The following is a 17,582-nucleotide window of genomic DNA, read 5'->3' as shown; positions in this document are numbered from 1 at the left end:
CTGAAGGCCAATAAACCAACTGATCGCAACGCTTGGAAAACAAAAGAGATCCCGAAGAAAATCCGAGATCTCTTTACCCTGTTAGGTTTGCCCTTGCCACCGCGAGTGTTCCGGGACTAGGTGCATCCCCGGGAGTTTGGGTCCGATGTAAGGGATGCCGGGCGTTGTCGTTAGATGCTCTGCGAATTAATGCTTCAGGGGCTTGAAGCGCAGACGCTTGGGCTGGGCGGCTTCATCGCCGAGCCGACGGCGCTTATCGGCCTCATATTCGTTGTAGTTGCCGTTAAAGAAGACCACTTTCGAATCACCCTCAAACGCGAGAATGTGCGTCGCAATACGGTCAAGGAACCAACGATCATGCGAGGTAACCATCGCACAGCCCGCGAATTCCAGGAGCGCCTCTTCAAGAGCGCGCAGCGTTTCAACGTCCAGATCGTTTGACGGTTCGTCAAGCAGCAGCACATTGCCGCCGGCAAGCAGTGTCTTGGCCAAATGCAGTCGGCCTCGTTCACCGCCAGAGAGCGCGCCCACGAGCTTTTGCTGATCCCCGCCCTTGAAATTGAAGCGGCCTAAATAAGCGCGGCTTTGCATGGAAAACTTGCCCACTTGCAGAATGTCCTGACCGTCTGAGACAGCCTGAAACACCGTTTTGTCGTTCGGGAGCGAATCACGCATCTGGTCGACCGCAGCCAGTCTGACGGTCGGTCCGATTTTGATTTCGCCGGAATCGGGCTTCTCGCGGCCTTCAATCATCTTAAAGAGCGTCGACTTACCGGCACCGTTAGGACCAATCACACCAACAATGGCGCCGGGCGGAACCACAAAAGAAAGATCGTCGATTAGCAGCCGGTCACCGAAACCCTTCGAAACATGACTGAATTCGATGACGTTGTTGCCTAGACGCTCAGCAACCGGAATGAAGATTTCATTGGTTTCATTGCGAGCCTGATACTCAACGCTTGAAAGCTCTTCAAACCGAGTGAGACGCGCCTTGCTCTTCGCTTGGCGCCCCTTCGGGTTTTGGCGCACCCATTCCAGTTCGTGGCGGATCGCCTTCATGCGAGCGTCTTCCTGACGCTTTTCAATTTCCAGACGTTTTTCCTTCTGATCAAGCCACGAGGAATAATTGCCCTTCCAGGGGATGCCTTCCCCGCGGTCGAGCTCCAGAATCCATTCCGCAGCATTGTCAAGGAAGTAGCGATCATGGGTAACCGCCACCACCGTTCCCGGAAAGCGGTGCAGAAACTGCTCGAGCCAATCAACAGATTCCGCGTCAAGGTGGTTGGTCGGTTCATCGAGCAAAAGCATGTCGGGACGCGAAAGCAAAAGACGGCAGAGCGCCACGCGGCGCTTTTCGCCGCCCGAAAGAACACCGATCTTTGCATCCCACGGCGGCAGTCGAAGCGCATCGGCTGCGATTTCCATCTGGGTTGCAGCATCGGTACCGGCAGCCGCGATGATTGCCTCAAGACGGGCCTGTTCAGCGGCCAGCGCATCAAAATCCGCATCCGGCTCAGCGTAGGCTGCATACACCGCATCCAGTTTGGCCTGAGCCTGCATCACTTCGCCCATGCCTTCTTCAACCGTTTCACGAACGGTTTTTTCAGGATCTAATGCCGGTTCCTGCGGCAAATAGCCCATCTTGATGCCGGCCATTGGGATGGCTTCGCCTTCATGATCCTGATCGACCCCTGCCATGATCTTCAGCAGTGTGGATTTACCCGCACCGTTAAGGCCGAGCACGCCAATCTTGGCGCCCGGGAAGAATGAAAGGGAAATGTCTTTGAGAATCTGACGCTTCGGGGGAACAATCTTCCCCACGCGGTTCATCGTGAAAACGTACTGTGCCATTGGTCTGCCGAACTCGTGGTGCGGTGTTGTGTCAATTAAGGTGACGCAGCTGAAACCTCAGCTGTGTCGCTCGTGCGGGATATTATCTGTTTTTCAACAAAAATCAAGCATAAAGCAAAGATCAATGCTCTTTCTTCTGATTTTTCTTGCGCTTGATGCCGAAATAACCCTGAAAGATCCAAAAGCGACGAACACTGTTGATTGCCTCAAGTCGTTCAAGCCGCTCTTTTCCCATGGCTTCAGGGTGAAAATATTTCCATCGTTTGAGTGCGCCGGACACATCCATAGCTTCGAGAATGCGCCGCAAGCCCTTAGGCCAGTGGTTAGTGCACATTGCCGCCTGAAAATCAATCAGCCCCGGCGTTCCATCAGGGCGGACAAGCACATTGCCAAGACCGCGAAGATCGAGATGCACAACCCCTCGAGAATGCATCTGCGAGATCAGGTCTTCGAGCTGGCAGAGATATTCCACTGTAATACGCTCCGGCGCGATGCGTTCGAGCGAATCGCCTTCGAGAAACTCCACCGCCATCGCCGACCGGTCAATGCGAAAGGCTCGGCCTGCAATGCCGTTGATATTTTTCAGCCGGCTCAGAGCGGCAAGCTCACGCCGGATAAGAAAAGGTCCGATGAAGGTGCGCACAAACCAACTTCGCTTCGAGAAATCCTTCACGGTCCAAGTAATGCCGTTCTTGCGCAGACGCCACACAATCGCGTTGGCTGCTCTGCCGTTACGCAGGAGTTGACGGGTTGGTGCCGATTCAAACTCCTCCCGTGTAAAGGTGAAGTCGGATGCATTCGCATTCGATTGAATCGTAGGAACCTGTTGATTCATGGAGACAAAGAAAATAAGACCTAAAGATCGATGATACCGCCAGAAGCTTGAGTTTGATCCACGTGAATCGCTGTGTAACACCATCTTCCAGCTCACGCATGCATCCATTTGCCTCTGTCAAGCGCCGTGCAGATCTATACCGCCTGCGGCTTCTTGAGCTAACCGTCTTCGTTTACCATGAGCCGCGAAAGCAAGGGCGCAGGTCCAAATGAATCAGACCTGCGCCCTTTTTTCCGTTGTCAGCAGATTACGGCATTACGATGCCGCTGCCCCCCGGAGCCGGAGGCGCCTGGAAGCCGGGCATACCCGGTGTGACGATCTGATTAGCGGCTTCGCGACGCATTTCGCGCAGCTTCTCAAGCGTTTCGGCAAGTCCCTTTTTGGCTGCTTCACCGTAACCCTCAACAGCCTCGGCAAGTGTTTTGGCTTCAATCTGGAAATTGATCGGCAGAGCGCCGACTTGGGTCATAATCTGCGCTTCGCCAAAAAAAAGAACATCGCGCGTCTCATCGCGCACGCCTTCGACCGTGATCGGAGTGAGTATGCGGATGGTGCCTACGCGGCGGTCGGAGATGACATCTTCACGCACAAGTGCGGTCGGATCCATCTTTGCATCCATGCCCTGCTCATCGGACTGCATGTCTTCAGCCATTTCTGCTCCAAATATAAAAAAATCAAACCCACTCTCCGCAAACTCTGAAGGAGATGCGGTTCATGGGAAAAGCCACAGTTTAGCGGTTAGCGATACACCATCACCGGGAAATGCGAGTGCGTGAGCACCTTCTGCGTTTCCGAGCCGAGAAGCACCGCAGCGATGCCCTTACGGCCATGGCTTGCCATGAAAATAATGTCGCAGCCGTTTTTTTCAGCCTGCTCAATAATCGCTTCTGCTGGCGAGAAGCTCTTCACCATCACAGTCTTAACTTCAACACCGGCAGCAACTGCAATCTTGCGAGCAGCCTCAAGGCGCTCTTCAGCCTCAGCTGTGACACGTTCATCGTACTGTTCGATCGACTCTGGGCGGTACTCGGCGAGGTTGGTATAGGAATACGGCTCCACGACGGTCATCACGACGAGCGTGGCACCGAGCGGCCGGGCGAAGCGGGCGGCGCCTTCGACGGCCTTGACGGAACGTTCCGATCCGTCCGTCGGCACGAGAATTCGCTTGTACATGGTCTGAGCTCCTAATGTTTCAGTGGGATCGTCAGTCCTCCCACAGGGAGGAAGACTTTTTTCTATTCTAAAACGCGCCGAGCCCTGCGTCAGGCTCCGAAGCCTCGCCCTTTCATGCAAATCTTTATGCAATCGACCGGGAGACTAGCCGATTCGCATTTAAGCAGTCCTGAATGACAATCATCTATTTTTGATTTTGTTAATCATTCAAGATGAAACAAGAATAAACCCGCGGTTTGCGAAAAAATATGTACTTGCGTATTTCCAACGCATCATTTCCGCGCTAAAGTATTCGTTAACGGAAGTGCTTCACAATTCAACTTCTATCTTCTTCAAGCTTCGAGTTGGAGAAAAGGTGAATACTTCTGCGCACACCTTGAATATATAGAAAGAGGGGCCATTATGAAGATTCTCGTACCCGTTGATGGAAGCAAGAACTCGCTCAATGCTGTCCAATTCATTGGTTCGCGCAAAACGCTGCTTGGCAGCGAGCCCAAGATTGAACTTCTGAACGTCCAGCTGCCGTTGCCTGCTCGTGCATGTCGTCTTGTAGGGCAAGATGCCATACAGCGCTATTACGAAGACGAGGCGGAAAAGGTTTTTGAACCCTCCCGTAAGATCCTTGAAAAAGAAGGCTACCAAGCCTCCGAAGCGTTCACGGTTGGCGAAGCCGCTCCGACGATCGCCAAGGCGGCCGAAGACATTGACGCCGATCTGATCGTCATGGGATCTCGCGGCCAGAGTGCTCTTAAAGGGCTTTTCTTTGGTTCTGTTTCAAATGGTGTTCTGGCGCAATCCAAGCGTCCGATGCTGGTCATTCGTGACGAACTCCCCACCCCAGCCGATAGTCTGCGCGTCGGCATCGCCATTGACGGCTCAAAGTACGGCCGTGCTGCAGTACGTTATGTACTAAAGCACCTTCCGCTTTTTGGCACGCAAGCAACCTTTTATCTCATTAATGTCGTGAGCGACTACGCTGGAGCAGTGATGCCTGACATGGCCGGTATGGCTCTGCCAGCACTTTCTGAAGAAGAAGTGCTTGAGCTCCAGCGCGAAGAGTTCAATGAAGCAATGGATCCGCTGCGTCCGCTCTTTGCCAAGTCCGCCGTTAAAACGAAGGAAATTTGCCTTGTCGGCAACCCGGGCGACGAAATCTCCGCTTTTGCCCGCAAGCGCAAGCTTGACATCATCGTGATGGGTTCACACGGCTACGGGCGCTTCAAGAGCGCAGTCATGGGCTCGGTCGCCACGCGCATCGCAGCGTCGAGCAATGTGCCGCTTCTGGTAATTCGCACGGCTAGCTAATTCAGTCATCTTTGGATGATTAAGCCGTACTTCGGCTAAATCATCTTTGTCAAAGCGGCAGATATGGATAAACTCCAATCTGCCGTTTTTTATGAATGCCCCTGGGTTCGCACATTAGATGTTGGCTCTGCTGCGTACTGCTGTGCGAAATTTGCACCGTGCAGCGTGGTAATATCCCACCGCCTGGAAAGCCCCTATCCGTCAAGCTTGACCGCTGCGTTTTCCTGCAACAAGCAGCCAACCCCAACCCACCATGACCGAATCTGTCAAAAGCATTACCCAACATCACGAGCCCTTGCGCATTTTCATTGCTGCGGAATCCGCGGATGAAACAGGAAAAATGGCTCGCACGTTTTGTGATGCCTCGGACATTGTGGTGACGGGTTCTGCCACACACGCGGCCGATGTGGACGCAGCCTTTGCACGGGAATGTCCTGCTGATGTATTGGTCTGCGATGTTGTACTCAACGGCGCCGACATGGCACCGATCCTTGAGCGTGCTAAGCGCACACACCCCAAGCTCGACATTCTTGTCGTTACCGCCTGTGCACAGGATGCTGTTGTCATCCGTGCGGTGCTCGCCGGGGCAACGGGCTACATCCTGAAAGATTCTCAGGAAAACCTCCTTACAAGCATTAGATTGCTGCGCGGCGGCGGTTCTCCCGTTTCACCTACAGTCGCCCGCAGTGTTCTGCGTGCGATTCACGCCCGGACAATCACGCAGCCGGTACCGCCCAAACGTGATTCCGCACCGCCAACCAGTCCGGTTGGTCGTCCTGTCCATCAGCATGCGGATGATGGACGAGTGCTTCTCTCACAGCGCGAAAGCGAAATCATCATGCTGCTGGCCAAGGGCATTTCTTTCTCTGAAATCGGCGGCATTCTTGGCATCTCTCCTCATACCGTCACCGCCCACATCAAGAAAATTTATAAAAAGCTCGGCGTTCATTCGCGCGGCGAAGCGGTCTATGAAGCCACCTGCATGGGGCTTGTGTCGCTTTAACGCGGCAATGCTGCAGCGCTCGCGTGCTGCTACCGTTGCGCAGCAGCACGTTATTTCCGCCTCCCGTCAAGACCGCAGCCAATGGCCTGACTTGCCGCCATCTTTTTCTAAAAGACAGATCTCTGTCATTACCATGCCGCGGTCAACGGCCTTGAGCATGTCGTAAACGGTCAGCAGCCCCACCTGCACGGCTGTAAGCGCCTCCATTTCAACGCCGGTCTGACCTGAGCATTCGCACTGAGCAATGCATACCACCTTGCTCTTCGCTTCATCAAGCTCAAAATCCACCGATACATGCGTGAGTGCAATAGGATGGCAGAGCGGAATCAGCTCAGATGTACGCTTTGAGGCCATGATGGCCGCAATGCGCGCAACCCCAATGACATCGCCTTTTTTAGCCGTTCCTGCTGCGCAAAGCGCAAACGTCGCAGGCGCCATATGGATTTCGCCTCTTGCGCGCGCAATGCGTTTTGTCTGCGCTTTAGCACCAACGTCTACCATATGTGCATCGCCTTTGGCATCAAAATGCGTTAATTCAGCCATAGCTCTCAAACCTTCTAACAAGTTGCAGACAATTCCTTCCGTCACAAGCGGCCATAATTCTGAAGTAGTCTCAGGAGAATAAGGCGCCGACGAGATCACTCGCTTCGGCGCAGAAGATAGCAGAGTTCCATTAATGCAGAAGTCTCTCCGCACGCTCACGGCGCTCGCCGCCTGCGTATTCACCGTTCTCACGCCGGCTTTGGCCGCTGCTGCTCCCGCCGCAACTCAAGGCTCGAGCGTGCTCGACCTAAATCTGCCCGCGCTTGGCAGCGCTGGCAGTGAAACACTCTCGCCGGCTGATGAATATCGACTCGGCACCCAGTTGATGACACGCGTACGTGCGGATCCGACCTATCTGAACGATCCGGAGATCAGCGAATATCTGGGGCGTTTAGGCTACCAGCTTGTAAGCCACGCCCATACTTCCACCTACAATTTTGAGTTTTTCGCCATTCGCGATGAAACACTCAACGCCTTTGCGCTTCCTGGCGGCTACATTGCCATGCATACCGGAACCATCATTGCCGCGCAAAGTGAAAGCGAACTCGCGGGGGTGCTGGCACATGAAATTTCCCACGTTGCACAGCGCCATATTGCCCGCATGATCGAAGGTCAACGCAGCAACCTTGCAATAACACTGGGTTCAGTACTGCTGGCAATCCTCGCCGCGCGTGCCGGCGGAAGCTCTGGGGGGAACGCAGCGGCCGCTATCGCAATGGGCTCTCAGGCTGCCATGATCCAGTCTCAGCTGAACTATTCGCAAAACGCCGAGCGAGAAGCTGACCGTATGGGCATTGCCACGCTCTATTCCGCTGGGTTCGACCCGCACGGCATGGAGGACTTCTTCTCGCGACTGCAATCGACCAACCGCTATTACCGCTCGGCTGCACCGGCTTACCTCTCAACCCATCCGCTCACTACTGAACGTATGGCTGACATGGAAAACCGCACGCGTCAAATTCCTGCCCGCATGCATGTCGACTCGCCTGATTTCAAACTGATACAGGTGCGCGCACGCGTTGTGCAAGAAACCAATTGGGATGGATGGACCAAGCTCAGTCAGGAGCTCTCGCGCGAACGCGCCAAGGCCAGCGGACGTGAAACCTGCGTACTTGACTACGGCATCTCTGTCGCTCAAGGATTTTTAAAAAATGCTGATGCGGCCTATGATTACGCGCAGAAAGCCATGACCTGCGGCATCCGTTCGCCGATTCTTGAACGCAATCTCACGCGTACCGAATTCAATGCTGCGAAGACTCCGCAGCAGAAAACCGCCGCGCTCTCTGCCGCTCGCGCAGCCATGAACCGTTATCCGCTTTCGGGCATGATGACTTCGAATTATGTAGACATTCTCTATTCGCTTGGTCGTCATGAGGAGCTCATCAACTTTCTGCGAACCGGTACCGCACTTTCTGAGGGATCGAGCACTTACCACGCACTGCTCGCGCGTTCTTATGAGGCTTTAGGTAAAAAATCCCTTCAATATATGCATACTGGCGAGATGTATGCACAACGCGGTCAAACGGAAGCCGCGGTCTATCAGTACGATCTTGCCCAGAAGGCCAACGACGGCGATTTCTATGTGATGAGCGAGATCGATGCACGTCTGCGCGAACTCCGCCGGCAGTTTGCTGATGAGCAAAAAGATCGATAAACCTGATCGAATGCCCGCAGGAGGTAGGCCAAATGGACGGCACCAAGCTGTTTCTATGCGGGCATCGTGTGCGAAAATAGCGGCACTTTTTGCGGCGCCCGGCCTTTTTTGAACGGCGCCAATCTCTTTTACTGACGACTTCTTCAAGGTGACAGATTTATCCGTTGGAGAAGCCCCTCTGCAGCATGGCTATTGAAGACTATCTTACCGTCGCCGCCCCGACGAACGAACTTATCGAAACCGATGCCGTTATTGTTGGCGCCGGCCCCGTTGGCCTTTTCCAGGTTTTTGAACTCGGCCTTCTTGAGATTAAGTGCCACGTGATTGATTCGCTGCGCAATGTCGGCGGACAGTGCGTCGAGCTCTACCCCACCAAACCGATCTACGACATCCCCGCCGTTCCGGTTTGCACTTCCTATGAGCTCACGGAAAACCTTCTCAAGCAGAACCATCACTTTCAGCCGGTCTTTCATCTGGGTGAGGAAGTCACCGAGGTGAAAAAACTCGAAGACGGCACATTCCATGTTGAAACGAGTTTAGGCAGCCAATTCCACTGCAAAGTCGTGATCATCGCAGCCGGCGTGGGCTCCTTCCAACCCCGCCCGCTTCGCGTCAAAGGCATTGAAAAGTTTGAGGGCACTCAGCTTCATTACAGCTGCAAGGATCCTTCCGTTTTCGAAGGCAAAAATGTCGTCATCCTCGGCGGCGGCGACTCTGCGCTCGACTGGACACTTAACCTCGTCGGCAAGGCCGAAAGCGTTGTGCTCGTGCATCGGCGCGACGGCTTCCGAGCTCAGGCCGCATCGGTGGCCAAGATGAAGGAACTCTGTGAAAACTGGGAAATGCAGTTTGAAGTGGGTCAGGTCACGGGCTTCTCAGAGGAAGACGGTCGCCTCACAGAAGTGAGCGTGGCCGGCGCCGACGGTGTTACCCGACGCATTCCGCTTGACCATCTTCTCGTTTTCTTCGGCCTGCAGCCCAAGCTCGGTCCCATCGAAACATGGGGGCTGCACCTCGAACGCAAGCAGATTGTTGTCGACACTGCTCGCTTTGAATCGAGTATTCCCGGAATATTCGCCGTCGGTGACATCAATACCTATCCCGGCAAGAAGAAGCTTATTTTGTCGGGATTCCATGAGTGCGCGCTGGCCGCTTTTGCTGCCTGCGACTATGTCTTCCCGGAAAAACGGGTGTTCCTGCAGTACACGACGACTTCGCCTAAGCTGCACAAGGTCCTCGGCGTTGAAACACCGACCTTTGACGATTAATACCTGAATAGGCGAGCTCCTCTGTGGACCGCCTTTCGGAGAAAGAAATGCCCGCGCTGCGCTATCGCAGCCGCGGGCATTTTCATTTGCGCCTGAAAGACGCTTTAGTCGTTTTTCACCGAGATGGTCGGCATGCGGGCCGTGTAGTCCTTGCCGAGTTTTGCAATGGAGCCGGCAATCTTCATTGCAATTGCACGGTACATCTTGGCTGCAGCGCTTTCCGGCTCTGCTGCGACCGTCGGACGGCCGCTGTCAGCTGCCTCACGGATTGCCGGCGACAGCGGAAGCTCTCCGAGCATCGGCACGCCGTATTGCTCGCTCATGCGCTTGGCGCCGCCCTCGCCGAAGATATGCGTGACTTCGCCGCAGCAGGGGCAGATGAAGACAGACATATTTTCAATAATGCCGAGAAGCGGCACATTCACCTTCTCGAACATTTTGAGACCTTTCTTGGCATCAATCAGAGCAATATCCTGCGGTGTCGTTACGACAACAGCCCCCGTGAGCGGTGAACTTTGACTGAGCGTCAACTGAATGTCACCCGTTCCCGGCGGCATATCGACTATGAGGTAATCAAGGTCGCGCCAATTGGTTTGCGTTAACAACTGCGTCAGCGCTCCGGAAGCCATCGGACCGCGCCAGATCATCGGTTCATCTTCATCCACCATGAACCCTACAGAGTTGACCTGCAAACCAAGCGACTCAAGCGGCTCCATAGTCTTGCCGTCAACGGTCATGGGTGAACCGTGAACGCCGAGCATTGTGGGCTGAGAAGGACCGTAGACGTCCGCATCCAATACGCCAACACGAGCACCCTCATACGCAAGCGCCAACGCCAGATTAGCCGCCACTGTTGACTTACCCACGCCGCCCTTGCCCGAACTCACGGCAATGATGTTCTTTACGCCTGGCATCACGCGCTGTGTGCCTTGAACCTTGTGGGCAATAATATTTTGCGTCACTTCGGCAACTGGATTTTCAATTCCAAGCTCCTTCAGAGCCGCCTCCACAGCGACCTTCACGCTCTGTGCCGCAAAACGAGCCGGATAGCCGAGCTCAATTTTCACGGTGACGCCGCCCGCATCGTCAGTTTCAACGCCCTTGAGCATTTTCCCTGATACATAGTCGATGCCCGCCACGGGGTCAATCAGCTTGGCAAGGCGCTCCTGCACCTGTGCTGTGGAAATCGTCATTGCTTTTGTCCTTTTCTATCGATGACGTTTGAACACGCCGGCAGAGCATCTGCATGCTCCTGGGCGGAGTCGATTTGTCTATTTTATCGTCCGCACCACGCGATCCCATCCGCCAAAAGACTTGGATTGACATTCTCTCGACCGACATGATGTTGCTCCAAGCACCTTTTTTAGCTTGCAGCAGGTATGATAGGGGCTCTTATTGGACTAATGTACAATTATGAAACGACGCACTTTGATCCAGATCCTCGGCGCATCTGCTCTCACCGGCACTCTTGGTATGCTGACGCAGCCTGCTGCAGCGCAGTCCACAGCTGGGCTGATCGTTCCTTTTCCTGCGGGCGGAGGCGCTGATGTGCTTGCCCGCTCCATTGCTGACGCCTTTGGACGAGAACTTGGACTGACGTTTTGGACAGCTAACCATCCAGGGGCTGGCGGGACGCTTGGCGCCCAGTATTTGTCGCGTCAGCATCCCGACGGCGGATACGTCGGATACGTCACCAACGGCATTCTCTGCGTTAATCCGCTCCTTTACCCAAAAACACCTTTTGACCCTATGGCGTCACTTGAGCCAGTGGGACGAATCTCTGAGATTGGTCTCGTTGCAGTGCTCAATCCTCATGCCATTGAAGGTGTGAACTCTCTGGAGACGCTGCTCACGTTTGGCCGAAAAAATCCCGGGAAACTCACCTTTGCCTCGTCGGGCATCGGAACGACCAGTCATCTCGCCGGCATGCTCTTTTCGCTTCGCACCGGCATTGAGATGCTTCATATTCCGTACCGCGGCGGCAATGCTGCGATGATGGATGTTTTGGCGGGCCGCATTCCTTTCATGATTGATGTTGCCCCCAACACCCTCCCTCACATTCGCGCCGGGAAACTTAAAGCTCTGGGCAGCGCCTCACCAAACCGTCTGGCTGCAGCGCCGGATATTCCCACGCTGGCCGAATGCGGTCTTGTCGGCGTGGAACTCTCTGCCTGGGACGGCATCGCACTCCCTAAGGGAGCTTCTCCAGAGTTGGTAGAACGCTATGCCGCGGCACTCTCAAAAGCACTTAACGATCCGGGGGTCTCCGAGTCCCTTGCCAAGAAAGGCGCCGAAATACGTCCCGGCACACCGGCAGACTTCCGTGCGTGGATTGCCAGTGAACGTCCAAAATGGGCAGAACTGGTAAAGGCCGTTCAAGCCGAAACAGCAACTGAAAACTAAGATTGCCGCTGGCGAAGACCTGCAAATAGCTTGCTTTCCCGCAGTCCTAGGCAGCTCCAAAGCAATGCCGTCCCCCCTAAATCCCGCGCAAACCGCTGGATGATGCTAAAGTCTTTGCCGCTATTATCTTGAGCGCCTCCTGAAGGAGCCTCCGGTCATCGGAGCGCTCCTCGCCGGCGTTTTCTCCCCACAGCAGCAAAAACAACATGAAACAGCGCAAACTTTTCGTGACCACGGCGCTTCCGTATGCCAACGGCGCCTTCCATATGGGTCACATCATGGAATACATCCAAGCCGACATTTGGGTTCGTCATGAACGCATGTGCGGCAACATCGTGCACTTTGTCGGCGCCGACGACGTGCACGGCGCCCCCATCATGATTGCTGCCCAAAAGCGCGGACTCACGCCGCAGGCCTTTGTGGCGGAAATCGCCGCCGGCCGCAAGCAGTACCTCGACGGCTTCCATATCAGCCATGACTATTGGGGGTCGACAGATTCGCCTGAAAACCATGAGCTGTCTCAGGAAATCTATCGTCGCCTCAAGAACGCCGGCCTGATCTACACGAAGGATGTCGAGCAGTTCTACGATACCGTGAAAGGCATGTTCCTCGCTGACCGCTTCATCAAAGGTACGTGCCCCCGCTGCGGTGCTCCGGATCAGTATGGCGACAACTGCGAAAAATGCTCCGCCGTTTATTCACCAACGGAAGTGATCAACCCGTATTCAACACTTTCGGGTTCGCGTCCGGAATTGCGTACGTCAACGCACTACTTCTTCAAACTCTCTGACCCAGAGTGCGTGAAGTTTTTGCGTGAGTGGACAACCGGGAACGGCAAGGACGGTCTCCCTCGCGTACAGGAAGAAGTTCTCGCCAAAGACAGCGAATGGCTGGGTACCGACGGACATCTGACTGACTGGGACATTTCGCGCGATGCGCCGTACTTTGGGATTGCTATTCCGGATGCGCCGGGCAAGTACTTCTACGTCTGGCTTGACGCGCCTGTGGGATATCTCGCCGCTCTGAAAGCCTACAGCGAAAAGAAAGGTTTTGATTTCAATGAATTCCTTTCCGACCCTGAAACCGAACAAGTACATTTCATCGGCAAAGACATTATTTACTTCCATACGCTCTTCTGGCCTGCCATGCTGCATTTCTCCGGCAAGCCTTTCCGTACGCCGGACCACATTAATGCACACGGCTTCATGACCGTCGACGGTCAGAAGATGAGCAAGAGCCGCGGCACGGGCATTTCCCCGCTGCAGTATCTTGACCTTGGCATGAACGCTGAATGGCTGCGTTACTATCTCGCCGCCAAGATGAACTCCCGCGTTGAAGATGTCGACTTCACGAAGGTCGACTTCGCTCAGCGTGTTAATTCCGACCTGATCGGCAAGTACATCAACATCGCGAGCCGTGCCGCCGGCTTCATCGTCAAGCGGTTCGAAGGCCGAATCTTAGATGCGGCGATGAAGGATCCGCTCATTGAACGCATTAAGAGCCGCGTGCCCGAAGTTTCCGCTTTCTATGAGGTCCGTGAGTTCGCCCGCGCCACCCGTTTGGTGATGGAGCTTGCCGATGCCGTCAATGAGTATGTCGATGAAAAGAAGCCTTGGGAGCTTGCCAAAGATCCTGCTCAGGCCGAAGCACTCCATTGGGTATCATCCGTCGCGCTTGAATGCTTCCGTCTGCTGACGCTCTGCCTCAAGCCTGTTCTTCCGGCAACTGCTGAACGTGTCGAAGCTTTCCTGTCGATTGCGCCGCTTGCCTGGGCCTCTGCTGCTGAACCCCTTTCGAGCGTTAACCCGATCAAGCCCTATCAGCACCTGATGCAGCGTGTCGACATGGTGCGCCAACTCGATCAGCTCTTGCCCGATCACGTGCCTGAACCCAAGGTCCGCGCGCCTGGCGGAGAGGCGATCGCACCTGAAGTCACCATCGACGACTTCTCAAAGATGGATCTGCGCGTGGCCAAGGTAATCAAGTGCCAGAAGGTTGAAGGCTCCACCAAGCTGCTGCAGTTCACACTGGATGTTGGCGAAGGCAAAACCCGCAATGTTTTCTCTGGCATTCAGAGCGCCTACAAGCCCGAAGACCTTGAAGGCCGTCTGATCATCATGATTGCCAATCTTGCTCCCCGGAAGATGCGCTTTGGCGTTTCCGAAGGCATGATCCTCTCGGCTTCGGATGCCGATGACAAAGGACTTGGACTCTTTGTTCTCTCGCCGGACTCCGGTGCAGTCCCCGGCATGCGGATTCATTGATTCTTCAATGACAGACCTGAACTCGGGTTTTCCCCCGAATAGGTCTTTAGCTTGAGTTATCGCAATATGGCGCGTCCCTTTGGGGCGCGCCATTTTTTTACAATAATGGGCTTCTTTTTTCCCGATGCAACCCTCAGTTTTTCCTAAAAATGAGCTTTAAGCAACAAACTCGCGAGCTTCTGCACCGTATGCCGCTCGCGCGTTTTCATCCGGTGCTTCTCGACAGTCTGGCGGATTACAACCGGCATATGCTCACGCGCGACATCTCTGCCGGCCTCACTGTCGGCATGGTAGCGCTGCCGCTAGCCATGGCCTTCGGCATTGCCTCCGGCGTACCGCCGGAAGCTGGCCTCTACACGGCCATCATCGCAGGCTTTCTGATTTCACTTTTCGGCGGCTGCCGAGTGCAAATCGGCGGTCCTGCAGGCGCTTTCGTCGTCATCATCTACGGCATCATTGCTCAGTACGGGATCTCCAATCTGATGCTTGCGACCATCGGGTCGGGCATCATACTGTTCTTCATGGGGCTCTTTAAGCTCGGCGGGTTCATCAAGTTCATTCCGATTTCAATTGTGATCGGCTTCACGAACGGCATTGCAGTCATGATTGGTCTGCAGCAGGTCAAAGACTTCCTCGGTCTTACGATTGCCAAGATGCCTGCGGACTTTTTTGAGATGATCAAAACGCTCTATGCCCACATCTCAACCTTCAATCCCTGGGCGTTCGCCATCACCATCACGAGCTTTCTCATCATCTTCTTCTGGCCGAAGGGATACTCGATGGGCGGCCCCCAATGGAAACGCTGGCTGGCGCACCTGCCTGGCACGGTGGTAGTCCTTGTCCTTTCGACCCTCGTCGTAACGATCTTCAATCTGCCCGTAGAAACCATCGGATCAAAGTTCGGCGGCATCCCTCAGGGACTGCCATCCTTCGAGCTGCCTGACTTTGACTGGCAGACCGCCAAGCAGCTATACGGTTCAATGCTCACGCTTGCTGTACTGGGATCCATTGAATCACTGCTCTGCGCCCGCGTTGCAGACACGATGACCGACGACCGACACGACCCCAATCAGGAATTGATGGGGCAGGGTATCGCTAACTTTATTGTGCCGTTCTTCGGCGGCATTCCGGCAACAGGCACAATCGCCCGAACGGTAACGAACATCAAGTCCGGCGCTTTCTCGCCCGTCGCGGGAATGGTGCACGCGGTGACGCTTCTAGTCGTTATCCTCGCCGCCGCTCCGCTCGCCGCCAGCATTCCGCTCTCAGCTCTGGCTGCAATTCTGGTTTTCGTGGCTTGGAATATGGGCAATTGGCGCGAATTCATGCGTCTAAAGCGCATGTCGCTCTCTTACAAGGCCACATTGCTGCTCACATTCTTTCTCACGGTTGTCTTCGATCTTACGGTCGCCGTGGAATTCGGTCTTGTCGTCGCATGCATCTTCTTCCTTTACCGTATGAACAACATTACGGTAGTGGAACCCGCAACGCTGCCTTTCCACATGCCCGACACCGTGGAAGCCTGGCATATCCGCGGGGCACTCTTTTTCGGCTCTATCTCAAAGCTCGAACATGTTACGGACCCACACCGTCTGATCGCAGCCGATTCGGCAAAGATTGTGATCCTCGACTTCACCGATCTCATCAGCATTGACAATTCCGCGATGGATCAAATTGAAGTCTTTGTCCGCGCACTTCACCGCCACAATCATGAGCTCATCATTGCAGGGGCAACGGGCCACTCGCTGCGGCAGCTTAAGCGAACTGGCATCGCTGATGAACTCGGCCCCAATCTGGTGCCTGATATGGAATTCGCCATGGCACGCGCGGATCTTGTGCTTGCCGAAATGGCAAAGAAAGAAGCTGCTCTCTAATCTGCAGGGACCGCTGAAAAAACGTCTTTCACTGCGACAGTTCAGCGGTCTCCACTGTGTGAGACTGATTTAAATCGAGTGGCGCTCGGCGTTTACTTTACTGCCGCTTCCCTTAATAGTTGGGGGAGCGGCAGTTTAGTTTTATCCGGATGCGTTCAATTGATATCGTCTTCAAACAGTGTGCCTTGTTCGCCAGGCATCAGTCGTCTGCGCCAAAAAATGCGGAGCTCCTCTTCCGTGCGATCACCTTCTGCCGTCAGGACACCATCTGCGTCATCAGCCTGTGCATTTGTGAGTGCAGGCACCTCCTCCGTACGCAGGTAAATCTCCCCGTAAGGTTCAGCTTGCTGAACCGACAAGAGAAAGATCTTCGCCAACTCCAAAGTCGCCAGAAACCATACACAAATGCCCTGTACGTCCGGGCGATCCTGCAGCAGATCCGTAAAGCGAACGAACTCCCGGCCGTTAAGCCGCTTGAGAATGGCTGTCATATGTTCACGCACCGAGAGTTCCTCTCGCGTAACCCGATGATGCGCGCTCAAAGCAAGTCTTGCCGTAGCCGCTTCCCAAGCCAGTGCAAGTTCCTCTGGCGTTACTGCAGGGAGCTCCTCTTCGGGCACGATGATGAATCCGCCCGCGGCAGCCATGAAATCTCGTCCCATGCGCGGAAGCTCATCGAGCTCCTTAGCCGCAGCACGCATACGCTCATATTCCAGCAGTCGGCGCATCAATTCCGCTCTAGGATCTTCGGGCTCTTCACCTGTTTCGGCATCCTGGCGCCTCGGCAGCAGCATTCGACTCTTAATCGACACGAGTGTTGCCGACATCACAAGATAGGCGCTCGCGAGTTCTAAGTTAGAACGCCGAATAAGTTCAACATAGGCCATGTACTGCTCTGTAAGCAGCGCCATAGGTATATCCATTACATCGAACTTTTGACTGCGAATCAGCCACAGCAAAAGATCAAGCGGCCCCTCAAATCGTTCAAGGAAAACCTCCAGAGCATCCGGGGGAATATAAAGATCCTTCGGATACTCAAGCATTGGCTCGCCGTATAGGCGTGCAACAGGCTGCGAAGCAGCGCTCGGAGTCGGGCTGCTCGCTGCGGCGGAGGCAAGCTCTGCAGGAGTCATATCCTCAGAAGGCGTATTGGTAGAGGTAGTCAAGGAATGGTGCGCATAAGCGCCTCAAGAAGCGCCAATCTAAAACTCACACATATTAAAAAGCTCTCCGCAGTTATGCACTAGCGAAGAGCTTTTCTATTCGTGCTCAGCACGAAAACGATCAGAAACCGTTTACGTGCAGGCTTTGAATATTACGGACGATACATGAATTCGTCGACAGCCTTTTCAAGATCAGCCGGACGTTCATTCTGAGCAAGACCGTGCTCGTAGGCGTAGGCGGCAACC

General features: G+C 54.6%; 13 protein-coding genes and 1 pseudogene. 7 read left to right on the top strand and 7 right to left on the bottom strand.

Annotated features, from left to right (window positions below; all coding sequences use genetic code 11):
- Positions 1-186 precede the first annotated feature (186 nt).
- The 4 genes from ettA to DES29_RS11360 all read right to left on the bottom strand — a co-directional run bounded on the left by ettA (position 187) and on the right by DES29_RS11360 (position 3,859).
- Positions 187-1,851: an energy-dependent translational throttle protein EttA gene (gene ettA / locus DES29_RS11375; protein ID WP_016475155.1), complete on the bottom strand. Its 1,665-nt coding sequence runs from the start codon at positions 1,849-1,851 to the stop codon at positions 187-189.
- A 121-nt stretch (positions 1,852-1,972) separates the two neighbouring features.
- Positions 1,973-2,686: a protein kinase family protein gene (locus DES29_RS11370; RefSeq protein ID WP_113854913.1), complete on the bottom strand. Its 714-nt coding sequence runs from the start codon at positions 2,684-2,686 to the stop codon at positions 1,973-1,975.
- 247 nt (positions 2,687-2,933) lie between these two features.
- A complete protein-coding gene (locus DES29_RS11365) occupies positions 2,934-3,338 on the bottom strand; it encodes a hypothetical protein (protein WP_021994619.1) in 405 nt (134 codons plus the stop codon).
- A gap of 86 nt (positions 3,339-3,424) precedes the next feature.
- Entirely contained in the window at positions 3,425-3,859 is a 435-nt protein-coding gene (locus DES29_RS11360; RefSeq protein WP_005429537.1) for a universal stress protein, read from the bottom strand.
- Positions 3,860-4,261: 402 nt separating this feature from the next.
- Between DES29_RS11360 and DES29_RS11355 the strand changes: the two genes are divergently transcribed.
- Together DES29_RS11355 and DES29_RS11350 are read left to right on the top strand one after the other, a co-directional pair.
- The gene (locus DES29_RS11355; RefSeq protein ID WP_005429535.1) at positions 4,262-5,164 is read left to right on the top strand and encodes a universal stress protein; all 903 of its coding nucleotides are present in this window, start codon (positions 4,262-4,264) and stop codon (positions 5,162-5,164) included.
- Between the two features lie 340 nt (positions 5,165-5,504).
- Positions 5,505-6,167 carry a response regulator transcription factor gene (locus DES29_RS11350; protein ID WP_231293668.1) on the top strand — a complete coding sequence of 221 codons (663 nt, stop codon included), beginning with the start codon at positions 5,505-5,507 and terminating at the stop codon, positions 6,165-6,167.
- A 66-nt stretch (positions 6,168-6,233) separates the two neighbouring features.
- Here the strand turns inward: DES29_RS11350 and moaC are convergent, their stop codons facing one another.
- Positions 6,234-6,710, bottom strand: coding sequence for a cyclic pyranopterin monophosphate synthase MoaC (moaC, locus tag DES29_RS11345; RefSeq protein WP_005429532.1), 477 nt, complete (start codon positions 6,708-6,710; stop codon positions 6,234-6,236).
- 133 nt (positions 6,711-6,843) lie between these two features.
- Here moaC and DES29_RS11340 point away from each other — a divergent pair, with 133 nt between their 5' ends.
- Together DES29_RS11340 and DES29_RS11335 are read left to right on the top strand one after the other, a co-directional pair.
- On the top strand, positions 6,844-8,364 hold the full coding sequence (locus DES29_RS11340; protein WP_005429530.1) for a M48 family metallopeptidase: 1,521 nt from the start codon (positions 6,844-6,846) through the stop codon (positions 8,362-8,364).
- A 185-nt stretch (positions 8,365-8,549) separates the two neighbouring features.
- A complete protein-coding gene (locus DES29_RS11335) occupies positions 8,550-9,632 on the top strand; it encodes an NAD(P)/FAD-dependent oxidoreductase (RefSeq protein WP_016475161.1) in 1,083 nt (360 codons plus the stop codon).
- 104 nt (positions 9,633-9,736) lie between these two features.
- On the opposite strand, the gene apbC is transcribed toward DES29_RS11335, so the two are convergent.
- The gene (gene apbC / locus DES29_RS11330; protein WP_113854912.1) at positions 9,737-10,825 is read right to left on the bottom strand and encodes an iron-sulfur cluster carrier protein ApbC; all 1,089 of its coding nucleotides are present in this window, start codon (positions 10,823-10,825) and stop codon (positions 9,737-9,739) included.
- A 220-nt stretch (positions 10,826-11,045) separates the two neighbouring features.
- Between apbC and DES29_RS11325 the strand changes: the two genes are divergently transcribed.
- The 3 genes and pseudogenes from DES29_RS11325 (at position 11,046) to DES29_RS11315 (ending at position 16,173) form a co-directional block, all read left to right on the top strand.
- Positions 11,046-12,035 carry a Bug family tripartite tricarboxylate transporter substrate binding protein gene (locus DES29_RS11325; protein WP_016475163.1) on the top strand — a complete coding sequence of 330 codons (990 nt, stop codon included), beginning with the start codon at positions 11,046-11,048 and terminating at the stop codon, positions 12,033-12,035.
- 155 nt (positions 12,036-12,190) lie between these two features.
- Positions 12,191-14,299: pseudogene (metG, locus tag DES29_RS11320) on the top strand (methionine--tRNA ligase); the annotation flags it as partial.
- Between the two features lie 149 nt (positions 14,300-14,448).
- Positions 14,449-16,173 (top strand): SulP family inorganic anion transporter, encoded by a 1,725-nt coding sequence (locus DES29_RS11315; protein WP_021994773.1) that lies wholly within the window; start codon positions 14,449-14,451, stop codon positions 16,171-16,173.
- A 155-nt stretch (positions 16,174-16,328) separates the two neighbouring features.
- Here DES29_RS11315 and DES29_RS11310 read toward each other — a convergent pair whose 3' ends face one another.
- Positions 16,329-17,339: a segregation and condensation protein A gene (locus tag DES29_RS11310; RefSeq protein WP_236578876.1), complete on the bottom strand. Its 1,011-nt coding sequence runs from the start codon at positions 17,337-17,339 to the stop codon at positions 16,329-16,331.
- Positions 17,340-17,582 lie beyond the last annotated feature (243 nt).

It is taken from the genome of Sutterella wadsworthensis (genome assembly GCF_003315195.1).
Lineage (GTDB): Bacteria > Pseudomonadota > Gammaproteobacteria > Burkholderiales > Burkholderiaceae_F > Sutterella > Sutterella wadsworthensis.
This window is presented reverse-complemented; position numbering and strand designations above follow the sequence as displayed.

Coding starts and splice junctions, on each gene's coding strand:
- ettA (WP_016475155.1), bottom strand. CDS start 1,851: ATGGCACAGTACGTTTTCACGATGAACCGCGTGGGGAAGATTGTTCCC.
- DES29_RS11370 (WP_113854913.1), bottom strand. CDS start 2,686: ATGAATCAACAGGTTCCTACGATTCAATCGAATGCGAATGCATCCGAC.
- DES29_RS11365 (WP_021994619.1), bottom strand. CDS start 3,338: ATGGCTGAAGACATGCAGTCCGATGAGCAGGGCATGGATGCAAAGATG.
- DES29_RS11360 (WP_005429537.1), bottom strand. CDS start 3,859: ATGTACAAGCGAATTCTCGTGCCGACGGACGGATCGGAACGTTCCGTC.
- DES29_RS11355 (WP_005429535.1), top strand. CDS start 4,262: ATGAAGATTCTCGTACCCGTTGATGGAAGCAAGAACTCGCTCAATGCT.
- DES29_RS11350 (WP_231293668.1), top strand. CDS start 5,505: ATGGCTCGCACGTTTTGTGATGCCTCGGACATTGTGGTGACGGGTTCT.
- moaC (WP_005429532.1), bottom strand. CDS start 6,710: ATGGCTGAATTAACGCATTTTGATGCCAAAGGCGATGCACATATGGTA.
- DES29_RS11340 (WP_005429530.1), top strand. CDS start 6,844: ATGCAGAAGTCTCTCCGCACGCTCACGGCGCTCGCCGCCTGCGTATTC.
- DES29_RS11335 (WP_016475161.1), top strand. CDS start 8,550: ATGGCTATTGAAGACTATCTTACCGTCGCCGCCCCGACGAACGAACTT.
- apbC (WP_113854912.1), bottom strand. CDS start 10,825: ATGACGATTTCCACAGCACAGGTGCAGGAGCGCCTTGCCAAGCTGATT.
- DES29_RS11325 (WP_016475163.1), top strand. CDS start 11,046: ATGAAACGACGCACTTTGATCCAGATCCTCGGCGCATCTGCTCTCACC.
- DES29_RS11315 (WP_021994773.1), top strand. CDS start 14,449: ATGAGCTTTAAGCAACAAACTCGCGAGCTTCTGCACCGTATGCCGCTC.